This is a genomic window from Phaeobacter sp. (assembly GCF_022825805.1).
Classification (GTDB): domain Bacteria; phylum Pseudomonadota; class Alphaproteobacteria; order Rhodobacterales; family Rhodobacteraceae; genus Phaeobacter.
The window spans coordinates 1-15,500 of sequence record NZ_JAJDWC010000109.1 but is presented as its reverse complement, the minus strand read 5'-3'; the positions used below and the strand labels follow the sequence as shown (position 1 = coordinate 15,500).

Here is a 15,500-nt window from a genome sequence, read left to right as displayed (position 1 = left end):
TCCTTCTTCTTGAGCTTCGAGCTTAACGGCCCGCGCCCCGTTCGATTTTTGAATATTTAAGGTTCAAAAATCGCCCAGGACGCTACCAACTGGGGAAATTTCAAACGCCCCTTTTGGGGAGATTACATCCGGCACTTACATTGTCGGCAGATCGGCTGAGTGTCGCAGAGCTGATGCACCGCACGCTCCAGCAAATTGATGCGGTCAATCCGAAGGTGAACGCGATTGTTGCGCTGCGCGACCGCGATGAGCTGATGGCAGAAGCAGAGGCTGCAGATCAGGCCAAGACACGGGGGCCGCTGCATGGCGTTCCCATCGCGGTCAAGGATCTGGCCAATGTCGCGGGCATCCGTTCCACGCAAGGCTCCACGTTGTTGCGCGATTTCATACCCGATCAGGATGATCTGTTTGTGGCCCGTTTGCGGGCAGCAGGTGCGCTGATCATTGGCAAGACGAACACCCCGGAATTCGGGATTGGATCTCATACATTCAACTGGGTCTATGGCGCGACTGCGAACCCTTATGCGCCGGATCGCAGCTGTGGCGGCTCCTCGGGTGGGGCGGCTGTTGCGCTGGCCACGGGGATGCTGATGCTTGCGGACGGGTCCGATATGATGGGGTCCCTGCGCAATCCCGCGGGGTGGTGCAACGTCTATGGATTCCGTCCCACATGGGGTCTGGTGCCAGGCCAGCCACGCGGCGATCTGTTCTTGCACCCGATCAGCACCGCGGGCCCGATGGCCCGCAGCCCGCAGGATCTGGCCATTTTGCTGGATGTGATGGCAGGCCCAGATCACCGTCAGCCTCTGTCCGCTGGGCGCTCCGGCAGTGCTGGCATGTCGCCTTTGCCGCATCCGCGCCCGATGCGGATTGGCTGGTTGGGCGACTGGGGTGGGGCTTATCCGATGGAGCCTGGCATCCTGGACACCTGCAAGAGCACGCTCGATGTGCTCAGCGATTTGGGACACAGCGTCGAAGAAATTTCACCACCCTTTGCGGCGGACCGGATCTGGGATTCCTGGACCACGTTGAGGTCGTTTGCGCTGACCGCCTCATTGAAGCTTTTTGCCAGCCAGCCTGATAAACTGAAGGCCGCTGCCCAGTGGGAGTTGGAACGTGGCCGGGTGCTGAGCGGCCAGGAAATTCAGTCGGCCTCCGATCTGCGATCTGACTGGCAGCGCGCCGCGGCGGAGCTGTTTGCCCGTTTCGATGTTGTGCTGATGCCAACAGCCCAATGCTGGCCCTTTGATATCAAACAGGGCCATCCCACTAAAATCAACGACCGGCCCATGGACAGCTATCATCGCTGGATGGAGGTCGCCACGCCAGTGAGCCTGATTGGGCTGCCCTGTGTTGCGGTTCCTGCCGGGTTTGGTGCCGCAGGGCTGCCAATCGGGGTGCAGATGATGTCGGCCCATGGTCGTGATCGCGAGTTGCTGGCCCTTGCGGAACAATACCACCAGGTCACGCAGTGGCCGCAGCGCAAGCCGCCCACCGGGCTGGTGGACCCTATATGATTGAAAACACGGACTGAACAACGCGGGAGGACATCTGATGGATGAAAAAATACATGGCGTGCCAGAGCTGCACCCGATCTCCATCGCTGTTCTTGCCGAAGCGCTGCGGTGCGGCTGGCGTGATTTTGTCCGTCGGCCTGGGTTTGGTCTGTTTTTTGCGGCGGTCTACGTGCTGGGGGGCTGGATCATGGCCTGGATCACCGTTCAGACCGGAACGACGTTCTGGTTGGTTCTGGCGGCGATCGGCTTTCCCTTGATTGGTCCATTTGCGGCAGTTGGGCTTTATGAGGTGTCCCATCGTTTGGCGCAAAACAGGGCGATGACCACGGCTGATATTCTGGGCGTCGTGCTGCAGCAACGCAGCCGCCAGCTGCCGTCGATCTGCGCGATCATCGTGATTGTGTTTCTGTTCTGGTTCTTCATCGGTCACATGATCTTTGCCCTGTTTCTGGGCCATTCGACCATGACGAACATCTCGTCATCGACAGAGGTGTTTCTGACGGGAACGGGCCTTCTTATGCTGGCGGTTGGCAGTGTGGTCGGGGCAGTCTTCGCTCTGGTGCTATATATGCTGACCGTTCTGTCATTGCCGCTGCTGTTGGATCGCGAGGTGGATTTTGTGACCGCAATGATCACCTCATTCGCCTATGTGCAGGGGCATTTTCTGGTGATGCTGACCTGGGCCTTTGTCATCGCGTTGACCACGTTCCTCGCCATGCTTCCGGGCTTTCTCGGGTTGTTTCTGGTGTTGCCGCTGCTCGGTCATGCCAGTTGGCACATCTATCGTCTGATCTGCCAAAACGATGCGACCCATGCAGAAACATCGGTTCATGACAGCGCCAGTACGGCGCAAACCTGATCCCCTATCGAAACGGGATTTCGACCTTCAGCAGCTGCCTTTCGAACGGTGTCAGGGCCTGCAGTGGCAAAAAACCCGCGCGCCTTGCAGCGGCCAGAATAGATTTCGCATCTGTTCCCAGGTGTTCATAGATCATCCGCACCACCCGCTCTCCCTGGCCGTTTTCGCGGCTGGTTCGCGCCACATAGCCTGACCAGGTGTTGCCCTCCATTGCCGGTACTTTGGCGAGATAGTTGAACGAGGTGGTCACCGAGGCGCGCCGCGACAGCATGAAGGCCACCCCATCATCCTGGCTGCTGACAAAGCCGCGAAACTCCCGCGAGCGCCTGTCGCAGGGCAATCCCTGATAGAGCATGGCGTCTTTGGCCTCGAACCCTTTGAGATAGGTGATCCCATCAATGCGATAGACACGCGCCAGGCTTTGGACGAATTGGTCGGGACGCACAAAGCTGCGGCGAATGAACTTGTAGAGCCCGGAGGGAAAAAAGCCCTCGGACAGCCGCCCAACACCGGTGCCGATAAAATCGCCGAGGATTGGGCCCTGCAGGATTTGATCCTTGGCCGTCAGTTCATCGACCGGGTCCAGCAGAATTCTGGCATCCACATTAAAAAAGTCACAAATTCGGTCTAGGATATCGGGGCGTGGAAAACTCTCGCCCGAAAGATACCGGTTGAGCTGCGTGCGGTTGATCCCCAATCGGCGGGACAATTCGGAAATGGATGGGTATTGCTGGGCCAACAGGCGCAGGTTCGCGCCGAACATACTGCGCAGTTCGATTGGGGAGCGTTTCGATTTGACCATGGTTTTCAAATTCTCATCTGATGTGGTCGAGTGAAATGGGGAATTGACTGTATTGGAATGTGTCACCAGCATATCACAGCGGCGTGAAACCGGCCGTTGCTCTGATGCTATTTGGCGTCAAATCTGCATAAAACGGACACAAATTGGCACAGGTTGTGGGGGGTGTTTCCTGTGTGCATCGGCGTCGAATTATCCCAAACTGGACCTGAACCTATGCGAGGCATGATATGATAGGTGTGATTATCTGGGTGGACACGCGTCTGCGGCAGGCCATGATCTGGTGTGAAGATCAGGGTGACCTTGCCTATTTTCGCTGGTCCGACGCGGATGACTACACCCATCTGCGCAAAGGGGACGCGGTGTCGTTCTCCATCGCGGTGCAGGGCAGCCTGCGACTTGCCGAGGATCTCAGCCTGATCGAAGAAGCCCAGAGCCCAACGTTGAGCGCGCGGCTGTCGCCGGGTCAGTTCGTGGCGGGCGCAACCATGGGTCCCACTGCGCCGACATGGCCCAGCGATATGAACAAACGCAATCGTGGCACGGTGATGACCTGGGCCGAGGCGCAGGTCGATCCGCTGTTCATCGATATGACCGTACTGGGATGGACTGCAGTGACGCTGACGGAAAATGGTGGCGTGCAAATGCCTGATTGTGGTCCTGAACCTGGGATCACCAGCAATATCATCCGCTTCCCCGATCTGGCGGAGCGCAAAGCACGCGCAGCCGCCAAACGGTGCAGCGGGTGATCGCGAGCGTTTAATCGCCGCGGAACGTCCTCGCGTGATCGCCCATATGCGGGTTTTCGCATAGCCGGGGTTCCCATAGAAAAAGGCAGCGCCAAATCGGTCGCTGCCTTTTCTATTGTCGACGGCTGCTTTCCGCAGCGCCCTTTCAAGTGCCTCAGATGAGGCAGAGGGCGCGGATCAGCTGCCCCGCAACAGGGCAGCGACGCCGGTGCGCGCGATTTTGGTCAGACCCAAGGGGCGCATCAATTCAGCAAAAGCGTCGATCTTGTCAGGCGCGCCCGTCAGTTCAAAGATGAAGCTGTTGAGCGTGGTATCGACCACTTTGGCGCGGAAAATCTCAGCAAGCCGCATGGCCTCAACCCGTTTGTCACCCTCGCTGACGACTTTGACGATCGCCAGCTCGCGCTCCACAAACGGGCCCTCGACGGTCAGGTCGGTGACCTCATGGACCGGCACGATACGCCCTAGCTGCGCTTTGATTTGTTCGATCACTTGTGGCGTGCCGGTGGTGACGATGGTGATGCGTGACAGATGGCCTGTGTGGTCAACTTCGGCAACGGTCAGACTGTCGATGTTATAGCCACGACCGGAAAACAGGCCGATCACACGCGCCAGAACACCGGGTTCGTTTTCCACCAGAACGGTGATCGTGTGGCGTTCCTGAACATCCGAGAAATTCGGGCGTAGGTTATAGGCGGAGTGGCTGGTGGAGCCTTTTTTGATGTGTAGGGCAGACATTTACGTCCCTTTCCTAAAAATCGGGGCAGGGCGATGACGCCCTGCAGTATCTGTTCCTGAACGGGCTTAAACCAGCACCGCGCCGCCGGATTGGATGACGCCCTGGGTCTCGGCTTCGCCCAGGAGCATTTCGTTGTGCGCCTTGCCGGAGGGGATCATCGGGAAGCAGTTTTCATGCTTTTCAACCAGACAGTCAAAGATCACCGGCCCGTCGTATTCGATCATTTCCATGATCGCGTCATCCAGATCCTTGGGATCGCTCACCATGATGCCCTTGGCGCCAAAGGCTTCGGCGAGTTTGACGAAATCGGGCAGCGCTTCGGACCAGGAGTGGCTGTAGCGTTCGCCATGCAGCAGTTCCTGCCACTGGCGCACCATGCCAAGCCGTTCATTGTTCAGGATGAACTGTTTCACCGGGAGGCGATACTGCACCGCTGTGCCCATTTCCTGCATGTTCATCAGCCAGGATGCTTCGCCCGCGACGTTGATGACCAATGCGTCTTGATGGGCCACTTGTACACCGATGGAGGCAGGCGTGCCGTAGCCCATGGTGCCGAGGCCCCCAGATGTCATCCAGCGATTTGGATCCTCAAACCCGAGGAACTGCGCCGCCCACATCTGGTGCTGGCCGACTTCGGTGGTGATATAGCGGTCGTGGTTCTTTGTCAGGGCCTCAAGCCGTTCCAGCGCATATTGCGGTTTGATGGTGGCCTCGGACCCGGTGTAGGCGAGGCAGCGCACGTCACGCCAGCTCTGGATCTGTTCCTGCCACTGTGCCACCTCTGCCGCTGCGGTTTTGCGGCCCCGGCTTTTCCAGATCTTCAGAACATCTTCGAGCACATGGGCCACATCGCCGACGATGGGGATGTCCACGCGGATCACCTTGTTGATCGAAGACGGATCGATGTCGATATGCGCTTTGGTGGAGGCCGGGCTAAAGGCATCCAAGCGGCCAGTGATGCGATCGTCAAAGCGCGCGCCAATGTTGATCATCAGATCGCAGTCATGCATCGCCATGTTGGCTTCATAGAGACCATGCATCCCGAGCATGCCCAGCCATTGCTTGCCAGAGGCCGGATAAGCCCCCAGTCCCATCAGGGTCGATGTGACCGGGAACCCCGTGGCATCGACCAATTCCCGCAGCAGCTGGCTTGCGCCGGTGCCAGAGTTGATCACACCGCCGCCGGTGTAGAAAATCGGTCGTTTTGCGGTTTCCATCGCAGCGACCAGTTCGGTGATCGCCTCCAGATCGCCCTTCACGGGCGGTTGGTAGTGGGAGGCGGCAGGTTTTGGCCCCTGATAGGTGCCGGTGGCAAACTGCACATCCTTGGGAATGTCGATCAGCACGGGGCCAGGGCGCCCGGCAGTGGCGACATGGAAGGCCTCATGCATGGTTTCGGCCAGCTTTTCGGTGTCTTTCACCAGCCAGTTGTGTTTGGTGCAGGGGCGCGTGATGCCCACGGTGTCGGCTTCCTGGAAGGCATCAGAGCCGATCATGAAGGTTGGCACCTGGCCAGTCAGAACCACCAGCGGAATGGAATCCAGCAGCGCATCGGTCAGCCCGGTCACTGCATTGGTGGCACCAGGGCCCGAGGTCACTAGCACAACGCCGGGTTTCCCGGTGGAGCGGGCATAGCCCTCGGCGGCGTGAACCGCGCCCTGTTCGTGGCGCACCAGAATATGGCGAATGTCATTTTGCAGGAAGATTTCGTCATAAATCGGCAGAACGGCCCCACCGGGGTAGCCGAAGACGGTGTCGACTCCCTGATCCTTCAGGGCCTGAACAACCATTTTTGCGCCGGTCATTTCACGTGTCATCTGCTTATTGCTCCAATTGGCGGCATCGTCCGTTTCGCATAAAAAAAGCCCCCGATTTTGGTCGGAGGCGCATGGGTTGGATTATGGTGTACCGTTACCGGCCCATGCGCATGGTTCCTACGACTACGACTAGGGTGTTCATCGCGCTGGCTCCTTTTAGCGTTGAACCGGACATTATGGTTGGCTGAGAGTGGCGTCAACAGGCAAAAGAGATCAAAACGGCCCAATTTGGGACATTTTATTTCGCAGCACCCGGCTGTTGCGACATTATTGGTGATTTTGGGCGTGGTTTTTGTGATGAATTGGTCAGATCACAGGCGCGATGTCGTTGATAGGGGCTGATAGCCGACGATATCGACACAGCTGTTGTTGCGCGCCCCGCATAAACCGGACCTAGTTTCGCGGCCAATGCGCGGATCAAAAGCTGTGGCCGGTGCCTTGCAGAACCCCGTGCTCCAACGCATAGCGCGTCAGACCTGCGGTGGAGGAAATTCCCAGTTTCCGTTTGATGTTCTTGCGGTGCGTTTCCACCGTGCGCACCGATATATCCAGAGTATTGGCCACGTCTTTGTTGGATTTGCCCTGAGCCAGTTCCAGCAAAATGGTCTGTTCGCGGCCCGTCAGCGCCTCACGTTCGGGTTCATGCTTGGGTTTCAATGAACCTTCGGCACCCGTGCAAAGATATGTGTCGCCGCGCATGACCGCATCAATGGCGAGGCGGATTTCCTCGGTTGGGACATCTTTCAGCACGTAGCCCATGGCCCCGTGTGACAGCGCGCTGGAGATATATTCCGGGCTGTCATGCATCGACAGGATCAGGATGCGCGTGGCCGGGGATTGCTCCAGGATAATCTCTGTCGCGCTCAACCCGCCGAGTTTGGGCATGTTGAGATCCATCAGGATTACATCCGGATTCAATGTCCGGCATTGTTGCACCGCCTCATCACCGTTGGAGGCGCTGGCGACCACTTCGATGTCATCATAGCTTTCGAGGATGGATTGGATGCCTTCGGCCACCATTGGGTGATCGTCCACAATCATCACACGGATCGGTGCTGCCATCATCTGTCCCCTTATCGTTTTTTGCGCCGTCTTTTCGTGGTCTTCGAGCCCGGCAGTAATCGCCGGGTGTTTTTGGTCGCTTGATGCAGTGTGATGCGATCAGGCGGATTGTTTGGCCCGTGGTTTTTGCGCGGTGGTGCGATCCCCCGGTGGCAACAGGTGGCTCAGCGGCAAGAGCACTTCGATCACGGTGCCGCTTTGGGCGCCCCCTGATGACAAAATACGCAAGGTCCCGTCAAGCTGTTCGATACGCTCTTGTATATTGCGCAGGCCGATGCCGGGGCCGCCGCGATCCTGGGAGGGGGGCAGGCCGCGGCCATTGTCTGTGATCCGCATGGTGGCACCCCGGGCGTGGCCGCGCAGATCCATGGTGACTTCGGTGGCATCGGCGTGGCGTTCAATATTGGTCAGCGCTTCCTGCGCGATCCGGTAGAGCGCGATCTTGGCCTCTTCGTCCAGCCGGTTGCGGAAAACCACGGTGCTAAAGTGCGTATCAATACCGGTGCGGGCGCCAAAATCCTCGATCAGAGCCTTCAGGGCCGGACCAAGTCCCAGATCATCCAGAACACCGGGGCGCAGATCGCGGCTGATCCTGCGCACTTCGTTGATGGCGGTGCCAAGGTTGGAGATCCCCTTGTTGAGCGGTGTTTCGGCGGTTTCGAAGTCGCCCCGGCTCAGCCGCCTGCGGGCATTGTCCAGCGCGTAGCGCACCCCGACCAGCAATTGGCTGATACCGTCGTGCAGCTCGCGGGCAACGCGGCGGCGTTCTTCTTCTTGGGCGTCGAACACCCGTTGGGTCAGCTCTTTCAGTTTGGCATCCGCAAGCCTGCGTTCGCGGATGTTCAGCACCATGCCGGTGGCAAACACCATGCCAAGAGCGAAGAGCGTGATTGCACCGATATAATAAAAGGTGCGCTGAATGCGGCTTTCCACCTCGGCGCGAGATGCCGCAACGGAGGCCAGAACGTCGTCGATGAACACGCCTGTGCCGATGGCCCACCGCCAGTCTTGCAGCCCAAGCACATAGGCCACCATCTGCGCCTCTTCGCCGGTGGAGGGTTTTTCCCACATGAACGTATGCCACCCGGCGCCTTGTCGGGCGAGGCGGATGAATTCATCCACGATTGGGGTGCCACGACTGTCGGTCAGTCCGGTCCAGTCCTTGTTTATGTATTCCGTCTGGCGCGGGCTCACGAGGTTTTTGCCATCGTAGTCGTAGACAAAGAAGAACCCATCGCGATCATAGATCATCGCACTCAGAATCTGCGTGACCTTCTCTTTTGCCACCTCATCATCCGGGGCTGCGAGGCCATAGATGTGAGAAAACCCATTGCGGGCCTGGGTGACGTAGTTGCGCAGCTCGGCCATCTTGGCCTGCAGCAACTGCTTTTCGAGGGCTTTGATTTCCCCTTCGGCCAGGGCACGCGATTGCACTGATACCAGCACCGCAATTGCGGCGCCCGCAACGATCAGCGGCAGCGTCGCCAGCAAAGACAGCTTCTGGGCGTAGTTGGGGCGGGCAAATTTGGGCAGCAGTCGCATGGCCGAATCGTTACGCAAACTCACGAGAGAATCAAAGCCCCGATGGGGCAGGGGCACTGGAAATTGGGCAATCGTGAATGGGTTCTAGGATGGGCCTGTCGTCGGGCGAGAAAGCCGTGATCCAGATTTTGGCCAAAAAATTTGTCCAAAATGCGGTTTTCTACGCAGTAGTAGGTATTCACATGACGTGGCGTCTGGCTAGGCTTGGGCCACTCAAAGACAGTCTCCCCGGCATTTGTCCGGGGGATCCAATGAAATGGGAGGAGAAACCTATGGATCGTCGTTCTTTCCTGAAGACATCCGCGCTGGGGGGCAGCGCTGCGGCTGCAACAACTCTGGCAGCACCAGCATACGCACAGGGCAAGCGCACCCTGACCATGGTCACCACCTGGGGCCGCGGCGCAGCGGGCGTGCATGATTCTGCACAGCGTGTGGCCGACTCGATCACGGCAATGTCTGATGGTTCTCTGACCATCGACCTGAAAGCATCCGGCGAGCTGGTCGGTGCGTTCGAAGTGTTTGACGCCGTGACCGCGGGTCAGGCCGACATGTACCACGGTGCGGACTACTACTTCACCGGTCAACATCCGGGCTATGCCTATTTCACTGCTGTTCCCTTCGGCATGACGCCGCAGGAACTGGTGAACTGGTACTACCAGGGCGAAGGCATGGCTCTGCATGACGAACTGGGTCAGATCTTTGGTCTGAAATCGTTCCTCGGCGGCAACACCGGTCCTCAGGCCGGCGGTTGGTTCAACAAAGAGATCAACGGCCCAGAAGACTTCAACGGTCTGAAGTTCCGTATGCCTGGCCTCGGCGGTAAAGCGCTCGGCAAACTGGGCGCATCGGTCCAGAACATCCCAGGTTCCGAAGTGTACCAGGCTCTGTCCTCCGGCGCGATTGACGGCACCGAGTGGATCGGCCCCTGGGCAGACGAGAAGATGGGCTTCCAGGAAATCACCAAAGTGTACTACACCTCCGGTTTCCACGAGCCAGGTGCGGCCCTGTCGGTTGCCACCAACCGCGACGTTTTCGAAAGCCTGAGCCCTGCGCATCAGAAAATCATCGAAATCGCGGCTGGCGAAGGCCACCAGTGGAGCCTGTCGCAGTTCATGAACAACCACGGCGCAGCGCTGCAGCGTCTGCAAACCGGTGGTGTGAAAACCCTGGAATTCCCAGAGTCCGTCTGGAACGCCTTCGGCGATGCCACCAAAGAGACCCTGGACGAATTCATGGGTGATGAGCTGTTCGCAAAAATCCGCAACAGCGTTGAAGCCTCGATGAAAGCGTCCTCCGGCTGGATCACCAAGTCCGAAGGCGCCTACCGGAACCAGCGCGACCGCGTTCTGGGTTAATTCGGAAAAACACCTTCAATCGGATCCCCCGCACCGCGGGGGATCCTTTCGCAATTGCAGCAGTTAGCGGCGAAATATTTCGCCCGACCGATGTCCAACAGGCCGCCTGATATCAGGCCAGCCTCTTGTGCTGTGCTGCACGCAATCAATCGAGGAAAATATGCAGGACGAAAGTGGCATTTCCTTTTTCGGGGCCTTGCTGAGTGGGGTGGTCTGGTTCTTCCAGAACCTTGCAGGCGCCTTTTACAATTTCGGCTATGCCGTCACCCACCCGCAACTCTGGTTGGATTGGTCAGACAAAGCCTCGGTGATGCGCTTCGTCTACTATGGTGGCTCGGTCGAATTCTTCTTTGTGGTTTTTGCCGCCTTCTTGCTGCTGACAGCGATTGGTATCTACCGCAACACGGTGATGTGGGGCGTTGTGCGCGGGCTTGAGGGCTTTGCCAACACGATGGGCCGCCTTTTTGCCTGGGCCGGTCTGCTGATGGTATTGCAGCAGATCATCATCGTCTTCATGCAGCGGGTGTTTGCCCGTCCGGACATGAGCTTTGGTCTCGGCATCGCACTGGAAAAAGACATCAGCTGGTTCGCCGAAGAGCTGAAGTTCTACAACGCGCTGGTGGTCTGCATGTGTGTGACCTACACATTTGTGCAGGGCGGGCATGTGCGGGTCGATCTGGTTTATTCCGGCATCAGTTTCCGCGCCAAGAAGGTGATCGACATGATCGGTTCGCTGATCTTCATGATGCCTGCGGCCGTGCTGACATGGATGTATGGTTGGTACTTCCTGTGGCGCCACCTGATCGTGCCGAAACCATCCGCATCCGATACGCTGGATCGCCTGCTGCTGAAATCTCGTGCGTTGCGTTGGAATGTCGAAACCATTGGCTTTAGTCCCAATGGGTTCAACGGTTACTTCCTCTTCAAGATCTTGCTGGTGACATTTGCCGGTCTCGTCTTCTTGCACGCGATAGCCTTCTTCTACCGCTCCTATCTGGAGTTCGTCGAAGGACCAGGCAGTGAAAACAAACACCTCGACAAGGACAGCCTTGGTGAAGGTGAAGAAGCCTATGAAGGCGCGCATTAAATAAGGGGCGAAACCCATGCTATTCGGACTTGATGGCGTTGAAATCGGCCTAATCATTGTCTTTTTCTGCCTCTTCGGGGGCATCCTTTCCGGCTTTCCCGTGGCCTTTGCCATCGGTGGCGCCGGGGTCATCTCCTTCGGGATCATCGCTGCACTCGATAGTGCGGGGATCTTGATCCACCAGGCCATCGACACTTCGTCGCAGGCCTACCGGGACGTGATCGCATCAGGGATCAAACCTGATGTGGTATCGGTGTTCCGTTATCCCGACCTCCCGCGGATCGCAGAGCCTGTGTTCCCGCAGGGGTGGGAAGTTGCGATGGACCGCAACATTTCCTTCATCGTGAACCGGATCAACGAACGCGTGCTTGCGGGTGCCTCTATCGAGACGCTGCTGGCGGTGTTGATGTTTGTTCTGATGGGCATCACGCTGGAACGCTCCAAGATCGCCAATGATCTGTTGACCACGATGGCGCGGGTCTTTGGCCCCTTGCCAGGTGGACTTGCCGTGTCGATCGTTGTTGTTGGCGCGTTTCTGGCGGCCTCCACCGGGATCGTTGGTGCGACGGTTGTTACCATGGGTCTGTTGGCGCTGCCGACGATGCTGCGCAACAACTACTCGCCCGAACTGGCGACAGGCGTGATTGCTGCGTCCGGTACCCTGGGGCAGATCATTCCGCCTTCCATCGTGATCGTGTTGTTGGGGACCCTTGCTGGGGATCTCTACTCCACCGCTCAGGAAACCCGGGCCCAGGAAGCAGGCTGTACCGATGCTCTGACATACCTCGGCGAGCCGGCGGTTGTGTCTGTCGGTACTCTGTTCCAGGCCGCGTTGCTGCCGGGGATCATGCTGGCTCTGCTCTATGCGCTTTATGCCTTTGGCTACGCGCTGCTGAATCCGTCCAAAGCACCCGCCGTGGTGATCGAAGGCGGCACGGGCGAACCGATCACCCGCGGCGAAGGCCTGACCTGGTTCCTTGGCGTGCCGGTCGCATTGATCGCCGGGACCATGTTGCTGGGTCAACTCAACCTCGTTGGCAGCCAGAACATCACGGTTTCGGGCTTCTCTGATGCTGGACAAACCGCGTCTCTGCGCACAAACGTGGGGCCAGAATGTCAGGCTGCGATGATTGACCTGCACGGTCAGTCGGCTTGGGATGCGGCTGTGGCCGAGCAAGAAGCGATTGATGCCGCTGGGGGCGTCAGCGTGGCAGAGAAACTGACCGAAGAAGAGCTGGTTGCTTCACGTATCGCCAAGATCGAGAATGCGGCACCGATTGGCACCGGTCTGACCGTGTTGATCGTGCTTCTGGGTCTGGTTCTGTCGGTTGGCCGTGGCGTCGCGCCATCGCGTGATCCAAAACCACTGATCCTGGGCAGTATCGGTCTGTTACTGATCGCTTTGGTGGATTTGGTGCTGATTGCGCCGACCACAACACCTGGCGTGACGGTTCTGTTGATTGCTCTGCCCGCGGCACTTGCGCTTTACGGCTGCAAAGAAGCGGCTGTGCGCTGTTCCGGCAATGATCTGATCCGGGTGGTGTTCCCGCCTTTGATCCTGATCATCGCGGTGCTGGGGTCCATCCTGGGTGGCATCACCAACCCGACGCCGGCTGCGGCGCTTGGGGCAGGGGGCGCGATCATGCTGGCCGCCTACCGCAAACTGCAGGATCAGGGCAAATCGGGGAGCATCATCATCTGGGCGACCCTTGCGGTTGCGGTCTGTATCCTGATGGGGGTCAACTTCGATCTGCGCATCGGTCAGGAGACTGTGACAGCGGAGACTGTTGTGGCCTTTGGTGTGGCCTATGCCGCCTATCTGTTTGCCCTGTTCGGGCTGCTCTATGGCTGCTGGGTTCTGTTCAAAGGCGGTGTTCTGACGCCGGTTGTCCGCGAGACAGCCAAGGTCACATCGATGGTCTTCACCATCCTGATCGGTTCGCAGTTGTTGAACCTGGTGGTGATCTCCTTCGGTGGTGAGCACTACATCCAGCAGTTCCTCAAGAGCTTTGACAGCGAGTTGAAGGTGTTCTTGATCGTGATGGTGGTTCTGTTTGTCCTGGGCTTCGTCCTGGACTTCCTGGAAATCATCTACATTGTGATCCCGATTGTGGGACCGGTGATCTATGGCGGGTCGTTTGATCCCAAATGGGTGACCATCATGGTGGCGGTCAACCTGCAGACCTCCTTCCTGACGCCGCCGTTTGGCTTTGCACTCTTCTACTTACGAGGGGTTGCACCAAAGGAGGTGACGACCGGTCACATCTACCGCGGGATCTTGCCCTTTGTGCTGATCCAGGTGCTTGGTCTGACGATCCTGTGGCTGTTCCCCACAATCGTCACCATCGTACCGGCGCTGATGCCCAACTGATGGTAAGTCAGATCTACTAGAAACACGAAAAAGGGCCCTTCGGGGCCCTTTTGCTTTGTGCGGTGACTGCGCCTATATCGGTGCTGCCTGAATGGCTGCATCGCGCTTAGGCTGGTTGGATCAGGTCCCAGCGATTGCCAAAAGGATCGCGCCAGACGGCAACCGTGCCATAGCTCTCATATCGGGGGTCTTCGTCAAATTGCACACCGGCGGCGAGCATGGCCTGGTGATCGCGCTCGAAATCATCGGTGGTCAAGAACAGCCCGACACGGCCGCCGAACTGATTGCCGATGATGGCTGTTTGCTCTGGACTGTCAGCGCGGGCCAGGATCAGACTGCCCTGTGTCGCCCCGGGCGGCAGAATACGCACCCAGCGTTTGCGCCCCTGATCGACGTCTTCGATCAATTGCCATCCAAGAGCACCGCAATAAAAGGCGATGGCGGAATCGTAATCGGGCACCACCAGGGTGACGGCGTGAAGTGTTTGCATTTTTGTCCTGCTTGAAACGGGGTCAGCGCCGTGCGCTACGGGTGTCGGGCAGGTGGATGTTGGCCACCTGTTCGGCAATCGGATCGGTCATCAGCGGATCAGCCATATCATTGAACGCATCAGGGTCGTCCATCGGCTGCCACTGCCCGCGGGTATAGACCTCAAGACCATTGAACTTCGCCTTGTAGCCCATCTTCTGGCTCCCCGGCACCCAATAACCGAGGTAGATATAAGGCAGGCCTGCCTCCTTCGCGATGTCGATATGATCGAGGATCATAAACGTGCCAAGCGACCGCTGCGGCACATCCGGGCGGTAGAAGGAGTAAACCATGCTCAGCCCATCATCGAGCACATCTGTCAAAGACACCGCCGTCAGCGCGCTGCTGTCGCCATCGGTGTATTCAACAACCCGTGTGCGGATTGGCGTTTCCTCGATCATTGCGGCGTATTCGAACACATCCATATCCGCCATGCCACCATCGGCGTGGCGACTGTCGAGATAGGTCCGGAACAAGGCGTATTGATCTTCGGTGGCCCAGGGGGAGGTCGCCCGTCTCTGCAAGGATTGGTTGCGCTTCAACGTGCGTTTCTGGCCGCGGCTGGGGCTGAATTTCGACACATCGATGCGCGCCGACAGGCAGGCGGAACAATCCGAACACGATGGGCGGTACAGCACATTCTGCGATCGGCGGAACCCTTGCTGCGACAGGCTGTTGTTCAGCTGTTCAACGCCATCCCCTTGCAACGCCGTGAACAATTTCCGCTCCATCCGGCCATCCAGATAAGGGCAGGGCTGCGGCGCAGTCACATAGAACTGAGGAGCAATTGGCAGTGTATGGCGCATCGGACGGTCGGGTATCCATTGACTGGGCCGAACTTGCGCCATTCTGCCATTGCGGTAGCACTGCGTTTACTCGACCCCATTGATGTGATGATAGCAACGCTGCCCCGATGCGCCAAGAGCCCAGTTGCGTTTTGTCGCTAACAAGCGATATGTCCGGTGTAGGTAACATGCGATCTGTCCGGTTTTATCATGTCTCCGAAAGGAGGCGTTATGAAGCGGACAGAAGTGTTACAGGAAGTTCGACTTATGAAGTTCGAAGACGTGTATTC

The 15,500-nt window shown here is 58.2% G+C and carries 13 protein-coding genes; 6 read left to right on the top strand and 7 right to left on the bottom strand.

What is annotated here, in order from left to right; translation table 11 throughout:
- Positions 1 to 140: 140 nt before the first annotated feature.
- Positions 141 to 1,517 (top strand): amidase, encoded by a 1,377-nt coding sequence (locus Q0C28_RS12480; RefSeq protein WP_293576257.1) that lies wholly within the window; start codon positions 141 to 143, stop codon positions 1,515 to 1,517.
- 37 nt (positions 1,518 to 1,554) lie between these two features.
- Positions 1,555 to 2,376 carry a DUF2189 domain-containing protein gene (locus Q0C28_RS12475; RefSeq protein ID WP_293576255.1) on the top strand — a complete coding sequence of 274 codons (822 nt, stop codon included), beginning with the start codon at positions 1,555 to 1,557 and terminating at the stop codon, positions 2,374 to 2,376.
- Between the two features lie 4 nt (positions 2,377 to 2,380).
- Here Q0C28_RS12475 and Q0C28_RS12470 read toward each other — a convergent pair whose 3' ends face one another.
- Positions 2,381 to 3,178 (bottom strand): helix-turn-helix transcriptional regulator, encoded by a 798-nt coding sequence (locus Q0C28_RS12470; RefSeq protein ID WP_293576253.1) that lies wholly within the window; start codon positions 3,176 to 3,178, stop codon positions 2,381 to 2,383.
- A 227-nt stretch (positions 3,179 to 3,405) separates the two neighbouring features.
- Between Q0C28_RS12470 and Q0C28_RS12465 the strand changes: the two genes are divergently transcribed.
- Positions 3,406 to 3,924 (top strand): hypothetical protein, encoded by a 519-nt coding sequence (locus Q0C28_RS12465; protein WP_293576251.1) that lies wholly within the window; start codon positions 3,406 to 3,408, stop codon positions 3,922 to 3,924.
- A 177-nt stretch (positions 3,925 to 4,101) separates the two neighbouring features.
- On the opposite strand, the gene ilvN is transcribed toward Q0C28_RS12465, so the two are convergent.
- The 4 genes from ilvN to Q0C28_RS12445 all read right to left on the bottom strand — a co-directional run bounded on the left by ilvN (position 4,102) and on the right by Q0C28_RS12445 (position 9,084).
- Entirely contained in the window at positions 4,102 to 4,662 is a 561-nt protein-coding gene (gene ilvN, locus Q0C28_RS12460) for an acetolactate synthase small subunit (RefSeq protein ID WP_293576249.1), read from the bottom strand.
- 66 nt (positions 4,663 to 4,728) lie between these two features.
- Positions 4,729 to 6,480: an acetolactate synthase 3 large subunit gene (locus Q0C28_RS12455; RefSeq protein WP_293576247.1), complete on the bottom strand. Its 1,752-nt coding sequence runs from the start codon at positions 6,478 to 6,480 to the stop codon at positions 4,729 to 4,731.
- Between the two features lie 417 nt (positions 6,481 to 6,897).
- Positions 6,898 to 7,542, bottom strand: a complete 645-nt coding sequence (locus Q0C28_RS12450; RefSeq protein WP_293576245.1) for a response regulator transcription factor — start codon at positions 7,540 to 7,542, stop codon at positions 6,898 to 6,900.
- Positions 7,543 to 7,641: 99 nt separating this feature from the next.
- Positions 7,642 to 9,084, bottom strand: a complete 1,443-nt coding sequence (locus tag Q0C28_RS12445; protein WP_293576243.1) for a cache domain-containing protein — start codon at positions 9,082 to 9,084, stop codon at positions 7,642 to 7,644.
- A 272-nt stretch (positions 9,085 to 9,356) separates the two neighbouring features.
- Between Q0C28_RS12445 and Q0C28_RS12440 the strand changes: the two genes are divergently transcribed.
- From Q0C28_RS12440 to Q0C28_RS12430, 3 genes are all read left to right on the top strand, one after another.
- Positions 9,357 to 10,439, top strand: coding sequence for a TRAP transporter substrate-binding protein (locus tag Q0C28_RS12440; protein WP_293576242.1), 1,083 nt, complete (start codon positions 9,357 to 9,359; stop codon positions 10,437 to 10,439).
- A gap of 160 nt (positions 10,440 to 10,599) precedes the next feature.
- Positions 10,600 to 11,526 carry a C4-dicarboxylate ABC transporter permease gene (locus Q0C28_RS12435; protein ID WP_293576240.1) on the top strand — a complete coding sequence of 309 codons (927 nt, stop codon included), beginning with the start codon at positions 10,600 to 10,602 and terminating at the stop codon, positions 11,524 to 11,526.
- A gap of 16 nt (positions 11,527 to 11,542) precedes the next feature.
- Positions 11,543 to 13,897, top strand: coding sequence for a TRAP transporter large permease subunit (locus Q0C28_RS12430; RefSeq protein WP_293576238.1), 2,355 nt, complete (start codon positions 11,543 to 11,545; stop codon positions 13,895 to 13,897).
- 106 nt (positions 13,898 to 14,003) lie between these two features.
- Here the strand turns inward: Q0C28_RS12430 and Q0C28_RS12425 are convergent, their stop codons facing one another.
- Both Q0C28_RS12425 and Q0C28_RS12420 read right to left on the bottom strand, forming a co-directional pair.
- A complete protein-coding gene (locus tag Q0C28_RS12425; RefSeq protein ID WP_293576237.1) occupies positions 14,004 to 14,387 on the bottom strand; it encodes a VOC family protein in 384 nt (127 codons plus the stop codon).
- A gap of 22 nt (positions 14,388 to 14,409) precedes the next feature.
- Positions 14,410 to 15,231, bottom strand: a complete 822-nt coding sequence (locus tag Q0C28_RS12420; protein WP_293576236.1) for an arginyltransferase — start codon at positions 15,229 to 15,231, stop codon at positions 14,410 to 14,412.
- Positions 15,232 to 15,500 lie beyond the last annotated feature (269 nt).

What these genes read in the sequence shown, in the direction of transcription:
- Q0C28_RS12475 (WP_293576255.1), top strand. Translation starts at nt 1,555, where the DNA reads ATGGATGAAAAAATACATGGCGTGCCAGAGCTGCACCCGATCTCCATC.
- Q0C28_RS12470 (WP_293576253.1), bottom strand. Translation starts at nt 3,178, where the DNA reads ATGGTCAAATCGAAACGCTCCCCAATCGAACTGCGCAGTATGTTCGGC.
- Q0C28_RS12465 (WP_293576251.1), top strand. Translation starts at nt 3,406, where the DNA reads ATGATAGGTGTGATTATCTGGGTGGACACGCGTCTGCGGCAGGCCATG.
- ilvN (WP_293576249.1), bottom strand. Translation starts at nt 4,662, where the DNA reads ATGTCTGCCCTACACATCAAAAAAGGCTCCACCAGCCACTCCGCCTAT.
- Q0C28_RS12455 (WP_293576247.1), bottom strand. Translation starts at nt 6,480, where the DNA reads ATGACACGTGAAATGACCGGCGCAAAAATGGTTGTTCAGGCCCTGAAG.
- Q0C28_RS12450 (WP_293576245.1), bottom strand. Translation starts at nt 7,542, where the DNA reads ATGGCAGCACCGATCCGTGTGATGATTGTGGACGATCACCCAATGGTG.
- Q0C28_RS12445 (WP_293576243.1), bottom strand. Translation starts at nt 9,084, where the DNA reads ATGCGACTGCTGCCCAAATTTGCCCGCCCCAACTACGCCCAGAAGCTG.
- Q0C28_RS12440 (WP_293576242.1), top strand. Translation starts at nt 9,357, where the DNA reads ATGGATCGTCGTTCTTTCCTGAAGACATCCGCGCTGGGGGGCAGCGCT.
- Q0C28_RS12435 (WP_293576240.1), top strand. Translation starts at nt 10,600, where the DNA reads ATGCAGGACGAAAGTGGCATTTCCTTTTTCGGGGCCTTGCTGAGTGGG.
- Q0C28_RS12430 (WP_293576238.1), top strand. Translation starts at nt 11,543, where the DNA reads ATGCTATTCGGACTTGATGGCGTTGAAATCGGCCTAATCATTGTCTTT.
- Q0C28_RS12425 (WP_293576237.1), bottom strand. Translation starts at nt 14,387, where the DNA reads ATGCAAACACTTCACGCCGTCACCCTGGTGGTGCCCGATTACGATTCC.
- Q0C28_RS12420 (WP_293576236.1), bottom strand. Translation starts at nt 15,231, where the DNA reads ATGCGCCATACACTGCCAATTGCTCCTCAGTTCTATGTGACTGCGCCG.